The following is a 16390-nucleotide window of genomic DNA, read 5'->3' on the forward strand; positions in this document are numbered from 1 at the left end:
CGCGTGTCTCGATCACCGCGGAGGTTCGATGGGCAGTGTCGGACCACCCGGGGGCGTCGGAATCGTGAACCTGCCCTTGGGCGTGGGGTCAGTCTTCTTCCCGAGATCGGCTCCCGGTGGTGGACCAGCCGTGTCATCGCCGGCGGGTCGCGGCGCATTCTTCGCGCCGCGAATAAGCACCGCCGGGTCATCATCTGCGCAGTAGGTGTACACGGGCGGCTCGGGGAAATCGGCCGAAGACGGCGGGACTCTCGGGGTGCCGTAGTCACACGCATACCGTGGATACAGGTCAGCGGTGACCCAGATACCGTTGTCACGCATGGTATCTGCGATCGCGCCGAAGGTAGATCCGCGGTAGTTGGGGAAGAACGCATTGATCGCAGGTGTACGCACGTAGAGCATCTGCGACGTGGTGGCCAGGCTCGCGAGCAGCTGCACCATGGTGTCCGAGTTGTCGCTGAAGAGGTTGTCGATGGCGCTCAGGGTTTTCGGCGTCCGATCGATCAGGGTGCGGTAGCCGTTCTGCATCTTCTCCACACCGCGCAGCGTCCGCCCCAGACCGTCCGCAGTTGCCTTGATCCCCGCGTTCTTGTCGGCGGCCAGGGTCAACACCACGCGGCTGTTCTTGAGAATGCTGGTGGTCTCGGGCAGCACCGAGTCGAGCGTGCTCAGCAAGAAAGTGCCGCCGTCGATGATCTCGGTCAGCTTGCGTGGGCCCTCCTTGGTCAGACCCAGCTCCTTCTTGATCAGCTCAAGCTTCTTGGGATCCACCTGGGCCAGCACGCCGTCCGCATCGGCCAGCAGCTTGGCCAGCGTCACCGGCACCTGTACCCCTTCGGCAATCACACTGCCGTCGCTAAGATAGGGGCCGTGCTGGCCCGGTGTGCCTTCGAAGTTGATGTACTGCTCACCAGCCGGCGAGAGACCGGCAACGCGCACCTTGGCCGCGGCAGGGATCTTGTACTTCGACAGAATTTCGGCGGTCGCTTCGACTCCCTGTGGAGTGATCCGCAGCGACTGCACGGTGCCGATCTTGACGCCACGCAGCGCGACATCCTGACGCGGCAGCAGGCCACCCGACTCACTCAGTTTCACCGTGACTCGATATGTGGACGCAAAGGGGTTGGCGCGCAGCGCCCCGACGCACAGATACGTCACCGCCAGTACCAGGGTGAGTACCAATGCCAATGTCGACAACATAGACTTCTGGCGATGGCCGGCGCGCACCGCAGCCACTACAGCATTAGCGACGGCGTCGATCATCGCCCGGGCCCCGGAGCGGGCGGGACGGGTTCGATCACGCCAGGCTCGGTGGGACTCGGCCCCACCGGAGCTTCTTGGCCGAAAGCCCCCTTACCGACCACGCGTTCCTGCAGCCGCCACAACGTGTACTTGACCGAGCCGGCCAGCTGCGCCCAGTTGTAGCGTTTGGGCCCGTGCAGACCGACATCGGCGTAGGACCCCACGTCCGGTATCGAACCGAGTACCAGCTGGTCCAGCGAGGCGTGCAGCGAAAGCGAGTTTCCCGCAGTCGCTTTGATGGCCGTGGGAAAGATACGGTTGAATGCCGCCAGGCTGGTGTCGGGGTCTACCGCTACGTCATTCCAGGCCTTGGCAATCGTGTTCGCATCGGCAATGATGCTGCGGCCGCTGGTATCGGTGCCGGCGATCGACGGGAACTTCTGCAGCTGGCGCGTCGTGTCACCCATCATGAGAAGTAGTTCGGACAGCTGCGCGGTATTGGAGGCCAGTGTCTCTGTTGCCGGTCCGGCCGCCGTCACGATATCGGTGACTACCTGGTTCTTGGCGTCTAGCTGATCAGCCAGTTGCGAGGTCTGCGTGAGCGCCTCGGAGATCTGAACCGAGCGTGAGTTCAGCGCTCCCAGTAGCCTGTTGGAGTCGTTGATCAGGTCACCGAAGGCTTGTCCCTGGTCACCGGTGGCCTTGCCGAAGCCATTGACGACATTGGTGAGATTGCGCACCGCTCCGCCATTTGAGGCCAACGCAGCCGAGCTGAGCACGGACTCCACGGTCGCGGCGGCAGTCGTGGAGTCCAGGCCGATTGTGTCCCCGTCCGTGAGCAACGGACCGTCGGCGGAGGCCCCCGCCGGGGGACGAATCGACACAAAGACATCGCCGAGCGGTGTGGCTGAGCGCAATTCAGCGGTACTTCCCTTGGGCAGTCGGACACCGTCGAGGATCCGGAGTGTGGTGACGGCCGTGAAGTTGCGCACGTGCATCTCGTCGACCTGCCCCACATCGGCGCCGGCCAACTTCACCTTCGCACTATCGGGCAGGTTCAGGACATTCGAGAAAAGTGCGGTGAGACGGTAACCCCCACTGCCGATACCGGGCGCCGGCAACGGCAGATCACCCAGCCCATTGGTGGCACACCCGCTGAGGACCGTGGCAGTCATCAACGTCGCCACTGCCGCCCGTACCGTCCGTGCCACCCGAGCCGCCATTATTTCTGCCCCATCGCCGCAAGGCCGTCCAGGACATAGGTCAACCCGAAATCGGGCCCGTAATCCTGTAATGTACCTGTGCTGCAGCCTAATTGGCGCAGCCCCATCATATTGCAGATTTCCTTGTCCATCTGGCTCTCGAACACCAGCCGATCTGTCATGAACCGGACACGCAACCGCTTGTTGTCATGGTCTACCGCGTTGTACATGTTGTCCCACGCCAGCGGCTGGACGTCGATCCACTCAGAGATCTCGCGCTGGTTGTCGACCACCGCTTTGAGGGCGGTATTCGAATTCAAGATGGTCTGTTTGAGATGATCACGATTCGCCTCGACGATGTCACCGGCCTGCTTGACCAGTTCGTTGAACCTGCGGCCGGTGGAACCGGTACCCAATGCCTCCTCGTCGAGGATCTGGCTCAGTTGGTGCACCGTGGAGGCGAATTCACGCAGCTTGCCATCGTTGGCAGCTGCCGCGTCGAATAGTGAACTGACGTTCTTGACAATGGCCGTCAACTGCTCGCGGGTTGTCGCACCCCCCTCCGAGCTCAGGCGCAGGGCCTTGGACAGCTCGCCAAGCCCGGCCTTGATCTTCTCTCCATTGCCATCGGCGATACCCGAGACAGGGTTGATGACGTCGGCCACCGGCCCCTGACCCTTCCCGTCTCCCTTGAGGGACAGCGAAAGCCGGTCCAACATGCCCAACACCCGGTCGAACTCCACCGGTGTCTTGGTGTGGTCCAACCCGATGGTGTCGCCGTCCTTCAACGCGGGGCCACCACGGAACGGAGGAGAAAGCTCTATCTGACGGTCGGTCAGGATCGACGTCGATAGCGTGACCGCCTGCGCGTCGACGGGTACCCGCACGTTCTTGTCGACGGTGAACTGCACCTCGACGTAGCCCGGCATGGGCGTGATCTTGGTAACCTTGCCCACCGGCATACCCAGCACGGCAACCACATTGGATTCATAAAGACCCGACGCGCTCTCGAATTGAGCGGTCAGGGTGATGTGGTCGGTCGCGGACCTCACCCAATACGCGCCCGCGCCAACGACGGCAGCAACCAATAGCGCCAGTGCACCGATGGCCGCGATCAATCGCCTTCTGCTGTGGCCGCTCTTGCTCATCACTTGCAGTCCTTGAAGTACGGGATCATTCCGAATTGCTTGGCGCGCCCGCTGATCGCGCACATCCACGAATCGACCAGCAAGCCGTTCGTCAGATTGATATCGATGGCATTACCGGTGCCGGTGGAGTTGGCGATACCGCGTATCAACACCGGCGCGATCGGGTAGAGGCTACGAAGCAGGTCGTCGTGTTTGCCCAGCATGTCCGAGAGCTCGTGCGCCGTCTTGAGCATCGCGTTGAGCTGTGCGCGGTCCTGGACGACAACCTTGCTCAGCTGCTCCACCAGATTGGTGAATGACTGCAACATGGCATGAAAAGTGTTCCGGCGCGTCACGATTTCCTCAAGGATGTCCTGTCCCTGATTGATCAGGACACCGATTCCCGACTGCTGCCGCCGCAGTGTGCTGGTCACCTTCTCCGTACTCTTGAGCAGTGTGCCCAGTTGGTCACGCCGATCGGCGATGACCGAAGACAGCGATTGGATGTTCTCCATTGCCCGCGGCACGACGTCGGGCAATCCCTGCAGCTGTGTGCCCAGCACGGTGAGGGACTGCGCCACCTTGTCGAAATCGACCTGCTCAAAGGTGTTGGTCGCCCCTGCCAGCGCGGCCTGCAGATCATAGGGAACCTCGGTGTGCGCGAGATCAATTGTCTTGCCCGGCAGCGCTGCTGACCCCCGGGGACGCAGGTCCAGATAGCGAGACCCCAAGATGGTGGTAACCCTGATCGAGGCCTTGGTGTCCTTGCCGAGACGGATGTCGTCGCGAACCTTCAGTCCGGCTTCAACGTGGTCTCCCACCAGCTTCATGCTCGTGACGTTGCCCACGGGGATGCCCGCCACGGTGATCGGCTGCCCCGGACGTAACGAGGCCGCCTGGACGAACTCGGCGGTGTAGCTCGTGTAGCCCAGGCCAAGTGCCTTTATCAGCAGCATCGCCCCGATAAGACTCGCGATCACAGCGATCGCGATAAAGCCCAGCCATGTTTTGTTGTAGGTCTCGATCGGCCGGTTCTTGATCTTCTGCCACCTGGATCGCTCAGCCATTGGCCATGTTCCTGCATCGCGGGGTGTACTGCGCGACGTTCCCGGGGGTCGCCGCATTGACGATGATCGGTATCACGTCGTTCAGGCCGGGAAAGAAGCCGGTGAGATTCAGATCGCACATGTAAACGTTGATGAACGCGCCCTCGGAGTAGAAGCGCGACAGGCCCTTCAGCACGATCGGTAGGTTGTCTCCGAGAAAGGCGTACTGAGGTTCGATGCCCACCACGTGATTGGTGAATCCCGGCTGGCGGGTGATGATCTCCTCCAGCGAGGGAAACACGTCGTTGGTGATCTTCGAAAGACGGCGCATGGTCTGCGCCAGCGAACCCGCCGAGGACACCAGCTCGGGGCGCCGGCTATCCAAATCCGACACCATCTGACGCGTCTGGGTGAGCACCTTGTCCAGGCTGGCGTTCTGCTGCGCGAGATTTCCGGTGACGGTGTTGAGGCTGGTGATCGCATTACCCAGCGCCTGGTCACGTCCTGCGAATGCCTTTGTCAGCGTGGAGGTTTGACTAACCAAAGTGACGATGGACGCGTTGTCTCCCTGCAGCGACTGGATGACGCCCTTGGTGAGGTTGTCTGCCTGCTCCGGCGAGAGCGTGCTGAACAGCGGCTCATAGCCGTTGAGCAGGGTGGTGACGTCGAAGGACGGATCGGTGCGTTCCACCGGGATCGTCGCTCCCGCGGCCAGCACCGTGTCGCCGGCGGGCCCGCCGGACTTACCCGGTGACAGTCCGACATAGCGCTGGCCCACGATGTTCTGGTACGTCACCGAGGCAATCGTGTTGCCGTACAGCTTTTGATCGTTCTGGACCACGAAGTCGACCCGCGCCCGCTCGTTGTCGACAAGCTCGATCTTCTGCACACGCCCGACCCGTACGCCGGCCATGCGCACATCGTCGCCTTCACGCAATCCGTACACATCGGTGAAAATTGCCGAATAGGCGGTGGTGCTGCCTGATACCTCGCGCAGCAGGGTGGCGTAGACCAACCACCCCAGGGTCAGGGCCACGGTCATGAAGACCGTCAGACCGATCAATGGACCACGGAATCTCATGAGGGCCCTTCCTTGACGAACGACACCGCGCTCCCCCTGGCCACCGGGCCGAGCAGCAATTGAGTCGCGGGGGTCGCTGAGCCCCCAGCGATCACACGCAGTTGATCCCGCTCACCGCGGCTGCCGACCGGGCCGACGTTTCCGCCGTACGACGCGGGTGCGACGGCAGGCCTGCCTGCTCCGTTGATCCCACCGGGAGCCACCGGCGCGGGTGGTATCGGTGGTGTGGCCGGTGGCGGCGGCGGTTCCAGATCGTCGGGGTCGGAGGTACCCGGTACACGAGGCATGGGGTACGGCTGCCATGGCGGTAGCGGCGGGTTGGGATCAATAAGGTTCGGTCCGCCCGGGGGCACGACTCTCGGAGGGCCGACCGCGACCAGATTTCCATTGGGGCCGATCACCGTTCCGGCGGGTGGAGCCAGATCGGCCGGCGGTTTGTAGTTCTGCGGCAAGAGTGTCTCGGGGAGATCCGGACGCACCACCTGCTCGGGGGCGGTGAAACAGCTCGGCCCCTTCACGTCTCCGTACCGGGGGCAATCGGCGCGGGTGTAGGTATAGCTCGGCGCCAAGGTGACCGCGATCGGCATATTGGGGACGTCTCGGTCCGCCATCCACATGTGCTCAAACCAGTTGCGGGACAACTTGTTGATGTTCCGGAAGATCGGAACGAATTTGTCGGCGTTCTTCGCGAAGACGCCGATGGGCGGGGTGAGTCCGGTGGTGATGCCGATGAGCTGGTCCGTGTGGTTGTCAAAGGCTTGCTTGTTGGTACCCACCGTGGTCAGCCCGGCGTGCACGAGTGCCGTTAGTTGCTCGCGCTTCTCGGCGAGGGTCTGCATGGGCCGCACCGCCTGGTGCAGCGAGTCCAGCAGGTCGGGCGCGCTTTGTTTCAGGCCCTCCGTGGCATTGAGCAGTGCCGAGACCGTGGACGGTCCGGTATCGGTGGCGACAATCGCGTTCAGCTCGTTGATAAGCCGGTTGAGCTGGGCGCCGCCTGCGAGCAGCTTGGCACGACGGCTGTCGGTGGCAGCTCCTACCGCGGCCAGGATGCCCACCGAATTGTCGTCGCGGCCACGGCCAGTGGCGTTGAGCAGATCACGCAACTTGCTCACGGTGGTCTGGAACAACACCGTGGGCAGCTCGTGATCTTCGGCAATGTGGGCGCCGTCGCGGATGGGCGCTCCGGGACCGCGATCCACGAGTTGTACCGAGGACACCGCGAACACATTGCTCGGTACCACGCGAGCGGTGGCCGACGACGGGATTGTCTTGGCGTACTCCGGTTTGAGATTGATATATACGAAGTTCGGCTCGCTGCCGGTCGCGGGAGTCACGTCGTCGACCTCGCCGACGAGCACACCGTGGTACTTGACATCCGACTTCTGCGGCAGGCCGTCACCGACGTTCGTCAGATCGGCGACTACACGCACGTAGTCATTAAGTCGCCCGGCAGACTTCAACAACATGGCACCGGTGAGTGCGACGATGGCCACGAGGGTGACGACAGCGAGCGTCAACAGTTGGTTACCGGACGGACCACGCCCGTCCACCTCGAAGGGATTCGGCATCTAGCCACCCAGCCTGGCGCCGGCGTCCACGCTCCACAGCGCCATGGTCAGCAGCATGTTGACCATCACGACGACGGTGATGGCCGCCCGCATGGCGTGCCCGGCCGCGATGCCGACACCCTCGGGACCGCCACTGGCGTAAAAGCCGTAGTAGCACTGGACCGTTGAGGCGATCCAGACGAAGACAACGGTCTTGATGATCGAGTACACGATGTCGATGCCGCTGACCCCGATGCCGAAGTAATGCAGATACGACCCCACCGAGCCACCGCTGAGAATCCCCACCATGACCTGACAGGACACGTAGCTGATCGCGAGGCAGGCCAGGTACAACGGGATCACCGCGATGATCGCTGCCATCAACCGCGTGGTCACCAGGAACGGAATCGGCCGAATGGCAACCGAATCCATGGCGTCGATCTCCTCGGCGATCCGCATCGACCCCAGCTGCGCGGTGAAGCGGCAACCTGCCTGCATCGCGAACGCCAGCGAGGCCATGATCGGCGCCAGCTCTCGCGTACTGGCCAGCGAGCTGATGATGCCGGTAGCGGGCCCCAAACCGAGAAGGTCCAGGAAGTTGTACGACTCGATGGCTACCAGGGCTCCCGCGGTTACCCCCAACACCAGCGCGACTCCGGCGGTGCCACCGCCAACCACCAGTGAGCCGTTGCCCCATGCGATATCGGACAAGTGCCGCAGGAATTCCTTGGAATACTGACGCAGCACCACCGGGATGCCACTCAGGGCGCGGAAGAAGAAGGCCACCATGTGGCCGAACCGCATCAGTGGGCGGCGAATCCTGTTGTAGGCCAGTATGAAGGGGCGGCGCCCTGGCGACAGATAGCTGGATACGGTCATCTCACAGCCCCGTCCGCGGGAACATCATGATGTACAGCTGGCTGATGGCGACATTCACGACCATCAACAGCAGGATCGACTCGACCACCGCGGCGTTCACGGAGTTCGCGACACCAATGGGGCCTCCCTTGGTGGACAGACCCTTCTGACACGACACCACGGCCACGATCGCGCCGTAAATGATGGCCTTCAGCACCGCCAGCACCATGTCATCGGGGGTGGCGAAAGATGCGAAGGTGGAAACGAAACTGCCTGGTGCACCGCCCTGCCAATACACATTGAACAGATAGGCACCCAGGAATCCGACAAAGCACACCACCGCGGTCAGCGCGACGGCGATCATGATCGCCGCCGCGAATCGCGGGACCACCAGCCGCCGAATCACCGAGACGCCCATGACCTCCATGGCGTCCGTCTCTTCACGCATGGTGCGCGAGCCGAGATCGGCGGTGATCGCCGAACCGACGGCCGAGGCCATCAGCACCGCAGCCACCAGGGAGGCGGCCTGCCGGATGATCGCGATGCCGCTGGCCGCGCCCGCCAGTGACGTGGCACCCACTTGGCCGGCAAGCAGAGCGAACTGGATCGACAAGGTGACACCGATGGGCAGGGTCACCAAGATGACCGGCATCACGGCGGTCGCAGCCTGGAAGGCACCCTGTCTGACGAACTCCTGCCATTGGAACTGACCGGTGAACAGGTCCACGAAGAACCATTGGAGGGTGCGAACCCCGAGCATGAACTGTTCCCCGACGGTGCTCAGGGATTCGAGCGGGTGGCGCTTGACGTAGCCGGTGGCCCAATCCTGGATTGCCGCGGCGCCGTCTTCGGTCGCTACTCGTCCGCCGGGAGTGGTCACGACGCACCCAGTCTCAGCGCACGACGCATTCCAGACTCCTCAGTGAACCGGCATTCGCTGGCGCACTATGGGCTGCGGCGCCAATGAGCGTTGACGATAAATGATCAATCGTTAATTGAATAGTCGGTCATATTCTAAATCACACCGATCGGTATACTGTGCTCTGCGTCACACACTATGGGTGGTGTCGTCCGGTCCGCATCTCTACCTGGTGCTTCCGCCCCGAATCGTGCAGTAAACAACTGGTTTTGAGACTAGTTACGGCGCGTGGGTACCTCCGGGCGCGGCCTCACCGCATCATCGTGCCCGCATTCCCGAAGATCACCACTGTCCCTGTTTCCGGAGTGCCACCACCACGGCAACAGTCGCCGCCCCTCGGCGCCACCGTGCGCCCAGACGTCAGAATTGTTTGCTATACGAGTGCGCCCAAATAGCCTGCGTTGTCGCCGTCTATTCGTCGAGCCCGTGCTCTATCGCGTAGCGCGTCAGCTCGACACGATTTCCCAATTGCAGCTTCCGCAGCGTCGACTGCACATGGTTCTCGACAGTCCGGTGGCTCAGCGAAAGCCGGGTGGCGATCTGCTTGGCACTCAGCCCCTTTGCGACGAGCCGCAGTACCTCGGTTTCCCGATCGGAGAGCCGCGGAGTTTCATCGGCATCGGCAGCGGGCGCGCTCGACATGCGCCGAAATTCACCGAGCACCAGCCCTGCCAGGCCCGGCGTGAACACCGCCTGCCCCTTGGCTGTGGCCCGTACCGCGTCGATAAGTTCTGCGGCCGAGGCACTTTTGACCAGATACCCAGTCGCGCCGGCCTTCACCGCCTCCAGCACATCCTCGCGTTCCGCAGAGGCGGAGAGCACCAAGATATGGCTGTGCGGGGACGCCGACAACACCGCGGCAGTGGCCTGCGCACCATCGCCATCGGTCAGCTGCATATCCATCAGCACCACATCTGGTTTCACCGTCGCGGCGATTCGACCGGACGAGGCAACACCGTCTGCGGTTGCCACCACCCGTAACCCGGCGGCCTGCAGATCACGCGACACTCCGTCGCGCCACATGGGGTGGTCATCGACCACCATCACCGAAATCTGTTCGCTGTCAGTATTTCCTGTCATGCCCCCACCTCCTGAGACTTGGGGACCGTGATCTCCCACTCGGTGCCCGCCCCGGGGCCCGTCTCCAACAGGACCGCCCCGCCCAGGTCCGCGACCCGGCCCAGGATGGACCGGGACACCCCCATCCGCCCCTCTCGCTCGGCCTGATCCAAACGGCCGTCTGCGATCCCGCTCCCGTCATCACGCACCGTCACCACCACCGAGTCCACCAGATCCTCGATCAACACGTACGCGTGCGCCTGGGGTCCCGCGTGCAATGCCACATTGGACAGTGCACTGCGCACTACGGCCGCCAGCTCGCTGGCCATGTGCTGACCAATCAGTACCGGTGCGCCTGGGGCAGAGACCGACACGGTGGTACTGGCTTGGGTACGCAGCAGCGGGCGAAGATCGACCAACTCGTCATCGGCAAGCGTGGTCTGTGTCGCACCGGAGATGAGCTCCCGCAGCGCGATCTCCTGCTCACCCGCAATGGCCGCCAATTCGGCTGTGGGACCGCCTATCTCGGTGCCCCTGCGCTTGACATACGACAGCACCTGCAGCACTCCGTCATGTACTTGACGGGAGAGCCGTTCGCGCTCGATCGCGGCCGCCGCAGCACGCTCGGCACGCCGCAGCTCATGGAAGGTGCGCTTCGCGGTGGTCGATGCCGCCCCGATCGCGAGCCCCACCACCACCAAGGCCGGCATCGTCGCGTCGAGCCACAGCGCGCTGACCGGCAGACCACGCGCGGCGATGCTGACCGCGGCGAGCACGAAACCGGAGATGACTCCGGCGAGCTGACCGCGCAGCAGACCCATGGACACCACCGCGTTGGCCACCCATAACGTTGTCGGGAGGGTTTGATGCCCGCTGTACCACTGGACATCGACCACCAGCCGCCCGGCCAGCATCAGCGCGATCACAATCGCCTGATCGCACAACACCAGCTGCCAACGGCGAAACCAGTTGCGTGACAGCGCGACCGCCGCGAACCCGGTCCACATCGCCATGACGGCATACAGCGCCCAGCTCAGCCCCTGTCGTTCGTAATTGGTGTACGACGCCAACTGCGATGCCAACAGGGCATACCCAAAACTGGCCAATCGGAACACTTGGGCGGCACGCCACAGCGACGCCGTCGGGTCACTACCGCTCATCCATCGTGGGACGGTTCCGTTTTTGGATCCCATCGGAATACGTCAGTCCTTGGGCGGTGCCGGACCGAGCTCTGGTACCCCGTTGCCCGGCTTAGCGCCGAGCGCGGATGGTCCGCCGTCGGGCACCATCTCCGGGTCAAGAACCTCTGCTTCCTCTTCTCCTTCACGCAGATACGGGTCGTCGGCGTCGAAGGGTTCGATGAGCGCCCGGATGGCGGTATTGAGTACCGCGACCGTCGGTACCGCGAGGAGCGCGCCGATGATTCCGCCCAATACACCGCCCGCGGCGATGGCCAGCACCACGGCGAGCGCATGGATCTGGACGGCATGCCCCATGATGAGTGGCTGCAGCACATGGCCTTCCACCTGCATCACCACGATGACGATGACCAAGATCATGGCCGCGGTGAAGGCACCTTTGGTGATGAGCGCGATGAATACCGCGACGAATCCGGAGATCGCCGCACCGATGATCGGGATGAACGCACCCAGGAACACCAGCGAGGCCAGGGGAAGCGCCAGCGGCACACTGAAAGCCGCCAGACCCACGCCGATACCGATGGCGTCTACCAGTGCCACCGCAACGGTGGCGCGCACATAACCGATCAGCGATCCGAAGCCGAGGACTCCGGCACGACGCACCCGCGGACGCACCGCCGTCGGGAAGATCCTGGTGACAAATTCCCAGATCTCCTTGCCGCCGTAAAGGAAGAAGATGGTGGTGAACAAGGTCAGCACGGCACCGGTGATGATCTCGGTGACGGTGGTGGCTGTGGCCAGCGCCCCGCTGGTGACCCTGCCCTGGTTGTCCTTTATGGTGTTCACCAGCGCATCACCGGCCTTGCCGATCTGGTCCTCGCTGATGTGGAACCTGCTGTGAATTGCCCAGTTCTTGAGCGACTCGATGCTGTTGGTCAGCTGAGCCGACAGGTCCGGGAGACCCTTGATGAACTGGTCCACCACAAACGTCAGGATTCCGACGATCGCCGCGGTACCGGTGAGCAGCACCACGACCACCGCCAACGAGCGCGGAATCTTATGCCGCTGAAGGAAGTTGACCGTCGGCACCAGCAGCGCCGAGCCCATGAGAGCCAACAGCAGCGGGATGGTGATGGTCTTGAGGTGCCAGAACAACCACAGAACCGTCAACCCAAAGGCAAGCAGCACCAGCAGGCGCCAAGCCCACGCGGCCCCCTTGCGCACATACGGATGAACCGACTCGGCTGCGTCAGCGTGCGTCATGCGCTGAGCCTAACGGCGATGAGCCGCTCGCGCGAAGAACCTGGCAATCAGCAACTATCCCTACGGCGCGGGCTCGGCCAGTACCTCCGAGAGCCACTTCACGACCAACTCGGGCTGCTCGTCGACGATGAAGTGACCGCAGTTGGGCACTTCGGTGATGTTCAGGTCATCCGCATGGTCCTTGAAACCATCGAGCAAGGACGGATGCACAGCCACGTCATCGAGACCGAACAGCACGCGCACGGGCATGGTCAGCTTCTGGTCGTCATAGGGGCCCCGCGCGAGGTTGGCGAACTCCTTGCCGACCATGGACCGATAGATCTTGGACCCCGCCACCCGACGGTCACGATCCCGGAAACAGCTACGGAAGAAGTCCACCGACTCCTTGGGCATGCCGCTGCGGCGAATGAACCACCACAACGTCGGCGACAGATGTGAAAGAGGCCCGACCACCGGGGCCCCGACGACGAGTTGGTAGGCCAGCTTGTGCGCGTACCGGGCGACGCGGCCCGGCTGCTGCCACACCGGAGGAATGTTGAGCACAACCAGCCGCCGAATGCGTGACTGCGCCTTCAACGCGACCAGCTGCGCGGTCCATCCACCCCAGTCGTGGCCGACCAGGTCGAACGATTCGAGCCCCAGTGCGTCGGCCGCGGCCAGCACGTCGGAGGCGAACTGCTCTTTCTCGTAACCCGCCGGAGCCACCTCGCTCCAGCCCGCTCCGCGCAGATCCATGGCATGCACGCGGTATCCGGCGGCCGCCAGGGCTGGGATCACCTTGTGCCACATCCACCAGTTCTCGGGCCAGCCATGTAACAACACCACCGCTCGTCCGTCCTGCGGCCCGGCGACCGCGACATGGATTTTCACGTCGCCTGCTTGTACGTATTGGTGCTCGACACCATCGAGAACGGGCATGCTGCGCTGCGTCATGGACCGAACCCTACCGCGCAGTAGGTTCCGTGGCACTACCGTCCCTGGGCCACAACACCAGCCCGGCCTGCGTATACGCATCCTCTGGCGCAAGAAGAACTGGCATGCTTCGTCATGTCGTGGAATTCGGAGTACAACGGGAGTAGACCGATCGGAATACCTGGGTGATGGAACGGCTGCGCGAATGGTTTCGGGCCATGCATGTACTGGGCCCCCGTTGGAGCGTGTTCGTGGCGTCCATGGTCGGCATCAACGCCGCCACTCTCCTGTTGTTGTTCTACTTCTTGCGCCACTGGATGCCGTTCAAACGGCCCGCCGGAGACTGGGTCTTTGAAAACGGGCCTCCACTGTTCTGGCTTCTGTTCGGGATCATGATCGTCACCAGCGTCGGCTGGGCGCTGCATATGGAACACCGGTTGGCCCGCTGGTACTGCCGGGGCGGGCCGCCCACCGCGCTGGAATTACGCACCGCGCTGACCGCACCCCTGCAACAGTCGCTACTGCACCTCGGCGGCTGGGCCATCGGCGCGACAGTCTTCATCGCGGCGGGTGCCATGCACGACTCCAAGTGGACTCTGGCCACCATCATCGGGTGCGTGCAATCCGCGACCGCCAGCTTCGGCATCACCTACCTGCTCGGCGAGCGCATTCTGCGCCCCATCGCGGCCAAAGCGTTGAGCGCCAGCGAGTTTCACGGACGATTCGCACCCTCTGTGTTTGTGCGCGTACGCCTGAGCTGGTGGATCGGCACCTTGGCGCCTGCGATCGGGATCATCGCGCTGTGCGGCATGGCCCTCTGGAAGCCGGAGGACCTGACCTCGACACGCGACCTTGCCCTCACCGTCCTGCTCATCGTTTCGACCACCCTGGTCGGCAGCTACGGACTCGCCCTACTGACCGCCGGGCAGCTCGCCGACCCGGTGCGCCAGCTGCGCACCGCCATCAGCGATGTGGCACAAGGCGACTTCAACGCGCGCGTCGAGGTCTATGACGGCAGCGAGCTCGGCGTACTGCAGGCGGGCTTCAACCGGATGATGCAGGTCGGCGAGGAGCGGCGTCAGCTGCGCGAACTGTTCGGCAAGCATGTGGGCGCCGACGTCGCCAGCCAGGCGCTGCAACTGGGAACCAACCTTGGTGGCGAGAATCGTTATGTCGCAGTGTTCTTCGTCGACATGATCGGGTCAACGTCCATGGCCGCGGACCGCGACCCCGAAGAGGTTCTCACGATCCTCAACGACTTCTTCCGCATCGTGGTGGAGGTGGTCGACAGTCGCGGCGGGTTCGTCAACAAATTCGTCGGCGACGAGGCCCTGTCGGTGTTCGGTGCGCCCCTGCACCGCCCGGACGCCACCACGGCGTGCCTGGCGGCCGCACGTGAACTGCGCGACCGGCTCAATGAGGACTTCCCGCATCCATTCGAGTTCGCGATCGGGGTATCCGCGGGACTCGCGGTCGCCGGGAATGTGGGAGCCACCGCGCGCTATGAGTACTCGGTGATCGGCGACCCTGTGAACGAGGCCTCACGACTCACCGAACTCGCCAAACACCGCCCGAGCCGGCTACTGGCATCCACCAACGCGCTGTATTTCGCCGACCCGGACGAACAGAAACACTGGGAACACGGTGACTCTGTGCTGCTCCGGGGCCGTACCAGGGCGACACACCTAGCGTGGCCTGCGGGAACCTAAAAGAAGTGACCAGCCTGCGCCGTTACTGTGGTGCCCGTGCCCCCGTCCGACGACCGAGACCCTGACCGTCTGGAAGGCGGCTGTACGCCGCCCGACCCGAACGGCCCGGACTCGTGCCCGGACGACCCCGAGGCGGACACCGCTCCCCAACCCGTCATCAAGCGCCGGGGGAAGTACTGGTGGATTCGCTGGGCAATTCTCATCGTGCTGGCGATCGTGCTCGCGGTGGAGATCGGGTTTGTCTCCGACCAGCTGGACCGGGCCTGGCGCAGCCTGAAGACCGCCAACCCCTGGTGGGTGCTGGCGGCGGCGCTGGCCGCGATGGCATCGATGCACAGCTTCGCCCAGATCCAGCGGACGCTGCTGCGCTCGGCAGGGGTGAAGATCCGTCAGTGGCGTTCCGAGGCCGCCTTCTATGCGGGTAACGCGTTGAGCACCACCTTGCCCGGCGGCCCGGTGCTGTCGGCCACCTTTATCTATCGACAACAGCGGCTGTGGGGAGCCACCCCGGTGGTGGCGTCCTGGCAGCTGGTGATGTCCGGGGTGCTGCAGGCGGTGGGCCTGGCAATCCTGGGCCTCGGTGGCGCATTCCTCTTGGGGGCAAAGACCAACCCCTTTTCCTTGGTCTTCAGCGTCGGCGGCTTGCTGGCCATCCTGCTCCTCGCCCAGGCAGTCGCCTCCCGCCCGGAGATGCTCGACGGTATCGGGGTCCGGGTGTTGCGCTGGGTGAACGATCTGCGCGGCAAGCCACCCATGATGGGCGTGGCCCGCTGGCGCGAAATCCTCAAGCAGATGGAAGCGGTGACGCTGACCCGCCGCGCCCTCGGGGAAGCCTTCGGTTGGTCATTGTTCAACTGGATCGCCGACGTGGCCTGCCTGGCCTTCGCCGCGTATGCGGTGGGCAGCCGCCCGTCGCTGGTGGGTGTGATGGTGGCCTATGCCGCGGCGCGCGCCGCGGGATCGGTCCCGCTGATGCCCGGCGGACTCTTGGTGGTCGAAGCATTCCTGGTTCCCGGTCTGGTGTCGTCCGGGATGACGCTCCCGGACGCGATCTCGGCGATGCTCATCTACCGCGCGGTCAGCTGGGTCTTCATCTCCGCGATCGGCTGGGTCATCTTCTTCTTCCTGTTCCGCGACGAGAGCCAGATCGACCCGGATGCGACGCCCGCGGCGGCCAAAGACCCCGACGCCACCCCGGGCGCGCCCCCGGCCAACCCGCCAAAAAATTCTTCCGATCCGCCGAAATAAAGCGGACCACAGTCCGGTTACCATGAGTGTCCGACCCC

Annotated in this window: 14 protein-coding genes; 2 read left to right on the forward strand and 12 right to left on the reverse strand. The window is 63.7% G+C overall.

Annotated features, from left to right (window positions below):
• Positions 1-12: 12 nt before the first annotated feature.
• The 12 genes from MAB_RS22845 to MAB_RS22900 all read right to left on the reverse strand — a co-directional run bounded on the left by MAB_RS22845 (position 13) and on the right by MAB_RS22900 (position 13416).
• Positions 13-1263 (reverse strand): MlaD family protein, encoded by a 1251-nt coding sequence (locus MAB_RS22845; protein WP_005079837.1) that lies wholly within the window; start codon positions 1261-1263, stop codon positions 13-15.
• On the reverse strand, positions 1260-2465 hold the full coding sequence (locus MAB_RS22850; protein WP_005112455.1) for an MlaD family protein: 1206 nt from the start codon (positions 2463-2465) through the stop codon (positions 1260-1262). Before MAB_RS22850 ends, MAB_RS22845 begins: the two co-directional genes overlap by 4 nt.
• The gene (locus tag MAB_RS22855; RefSeq protein ID WP_005112456.1) at positions 2465-3592 is read right to left on the reverse strand and encodes an MlaD family protein; all 1128 of its coding nucleotides are present in this window, start codon (positions 3590-3592) and stop codon (positions 2465-2467) included. Before MAB_RS22855 ends, MAB_RS22850 begins: the two co-directional genes overlap by 1 nt.
• Positions 3592-4638, reverse strand: a complete 1047-nt coding sequence (locus MAB_RS22860) for an MlaD family protein (RefSeq protein ID WP_005112459.1) — start codon at positions 4636-4638, stop codon at positions 3592-3594. Before MAB_RS22860 ends, MAB_RS22855 begins: the two co-directional genes overlap by 1 nt.
• Complete coding sequence (locus MAB_RS22865) at positions 4631-5698, reverse strand: MlaD family protein (protein WP_005112460.1); 1068 nt, start codon at positions 5696-5698, stop codon at positions 4631-4633. The genes MAB_RS22860 and MAB_RS22865 overlap by 8 nt, the downstream gene beginning before the upstream one ends.
• Entirely contained in the window at positions 5695-7266 is a 1572-nt protein-coding gene (locus MAB_RS22870; RefSeq protein WP_005079831.1) for an MlaD family protein, read from the reverse strand. Before MAB_RS22870 ends, MAB_RS22865 begins: the two co-directional genes overlap by 4 nt.
• Positions 7267-8124 (reverse strand): MlaE family ABC transporter permease, encoded by an 858-nt coding sequence (locus tag MAB_RS22875; protein WP_005079830.1) that lies wholly within the window; start codon positions 8122-8124, stop codon positions 7267-7269.
• A 1-nt stretch (position 8125) separates the two neighbouring features.
• The gene (locus tag MAB_RS22880; RefSeq protein ID WP_005079829.1) at positions 8126-8983 is read right to left on the reverse strand and encodes an MlaE family ABC transporter permease; all 858 of its coding nucleotides are present in this window, start codon (positions 8981-8983) and stop codon (positions 8126-8128) included.
• A gap of 450 nt (positions 8984-9433) precedes the next feature.
• Positions 9434-10066, reverse strand: coding sequence for a response regulator (locus tag MAB_RS22885; protein ID WP_005095452.1), 633 nt, complete (start codon positions 10064-10066; stop codon positions 9434-9436).
• 32 nt (positions 10067-10098) lie between these two features.
• Positions 10099-11274 (reverse strand): MacS family sensor histidine kinase, encoded by a 1176-nt coding sequence (gene macS, locus MAB_RS22890; protein ID WP_005079827.1) that lies wholly within the window; start codon positions 11272-11274, stop codon positions 10099-10101.
• Positions 11275-11283: 9 nt separating this feature from the next.
• Positions 11284-12483 carry an AI-2E family transporter gene (locus MAB_RS22895; RefSeq protein WP_005079826.1) on the reverse strand — a complete coding sequence of 400 codons (1200 nt, stop codon included), beginning with the start codon at positions 12481-12483 and terminating at the stop codon, positions 11284-11286.
• Positions 12484-12543: 60 nt separating this feature from the next.
• Complete coding sequence (locus MAB_RS22900; protein ID WP_005079824.1) at positions 12544-13416, reverse strand: alpha/beta fold hydrolase; 873 nt, start codon at positions 13414-13416, stop codon at positions 12544-12546.
• A gap of 164 nt (positions 13417-13580) precedes the next feature.
• Here MAB_RS22900 and MAB_RS22905 point away from each other — a divergent pair, with 164 nt between their 5' ends.
• Together MAB_RS22905 and MAB_RS22910 are read left to right on the forward strand one after the other, a co-directional pair.
• Positions 13581-15104, forward strand: coding sequence for an adenylate/guanylate cyclase domain-containing protein (locus MAB_RS22905; RefSeq protein ID WP_005095454.1), 1524 nt, complete (start codon positions 13581-13583; stop codon positions 15102-15104).
• A 27-nt stretch (positions 15105-15131) separates the two neighbouring features.
• The gene (locus tag MAB_RS22910; RefSeq protein WP_005079822.1) at positions 15132-16352 is read left to right on the forward strand and encodes a lysylphosphatidylglycerol synthase transmembrane domain-containing protein; all 1221 of its coding nucleotides are present in this window, start codon (positions 15132-15134) and stop codon (positions 16350-16352) included.
• The last annotated feature ends 38 nt before the right edge of the window (positions 16353-16390 follow it).

This window comes from Mycobacteroides abscessus ATCC 19977 (genome assembly GCF_000069185.1).
Lineage (GTDB): Bacteria > Actinomycetota > Actinomycetes > Mycobacteriales > Mycobacteriaceae > Mycobacterium > Mycobacterium abscessus.

What these genes read in the sequence shown, in the direction of transcription:
- MAB_RS22860 (WP_005112459.1), bottom strand. Translation starts at nt 4,638, where the DNA reads ATGGCTGAGCGATCCAGGTGGCAGAAGATCAAGAACCGGCCGATCGAG.
- MAB_RS22875 (WP_005079830.1), bottom strand. Translation starts at nt 8,124, where the DNA reads ATGACCGTATCCAGCTATCTGTCGCCAGGGCGCCGCCCCTTCATACTG.
- MAB_RS22870 (WP_005079831.1), bottom strand. Translation starts at nt 7,266, where the DNA reads ATGCCGAATCCCTTCGAGGTGGACGGGCGTGGTCCGTCCGGTAACCAA.
- MAB_RS22845 (WP_005079837.1), bottom strand. Translation starts at nt 1,263, where the DNA reads ATGATCGACGCCGTCGCTAATGCTGTAGTGGCTGCGGTGCGCGCCGGC.
- macS (WP_005079827.1), bottom strand. Translation starts at nt 11,274, where the DNA reads ATGGGATCCAAAAACGGAACCGTCCCACGATGGATGAGCGGTAGTGAC.
- MAB_RS22865 (WP_005112460.1), bottom strand. Translation starts at nt 5,698, where the DNA reads ATGAGATTCCGTGGTCCATTGATCGGTCTGACGGTCTTCATGACCGTG.
- MAB_RS22885 (WP_005095452.1), bottom strand. Translation starts at nt 10,066, where the DNA reads ATGGTGGTCGATGACCACCCCATGTGGCGCGACGGAGTGTCGCGTGAT.
- MAB_RS22855 (WP_005112456.1), bottom strand. Translation starts at nt 3,592, where the DNA reads ATGAGCAAGAGCGGCCACAGCAGAAGGCGATTGATCGCGGCCATCGGT.
- MAB_RS22900 (WP_005079824.1), bottom strand. Translation starts at nt 13,416, where the DNA reads ATGACGCAGCGCAGCATGCCCGTTCTCGATGGTGTCGAGCACCAATAC.
- MAB_RS22895 (WP_005079826.1), bottom strand. Translation starts at nt 12,483, where the DNA reads ATGACGCACGCTGACGCAGCCGAGTCGGTTCATCCGTATGTGCGCAAG.
- MAB_RS22850 (WP_005112455.1), bottom strand. Translation starts at nt 2,465, where the DNA reads ATGGCGGCTCGGGTGGCACGGACGGTACGGGCGGCAGTGGCGACGTTG.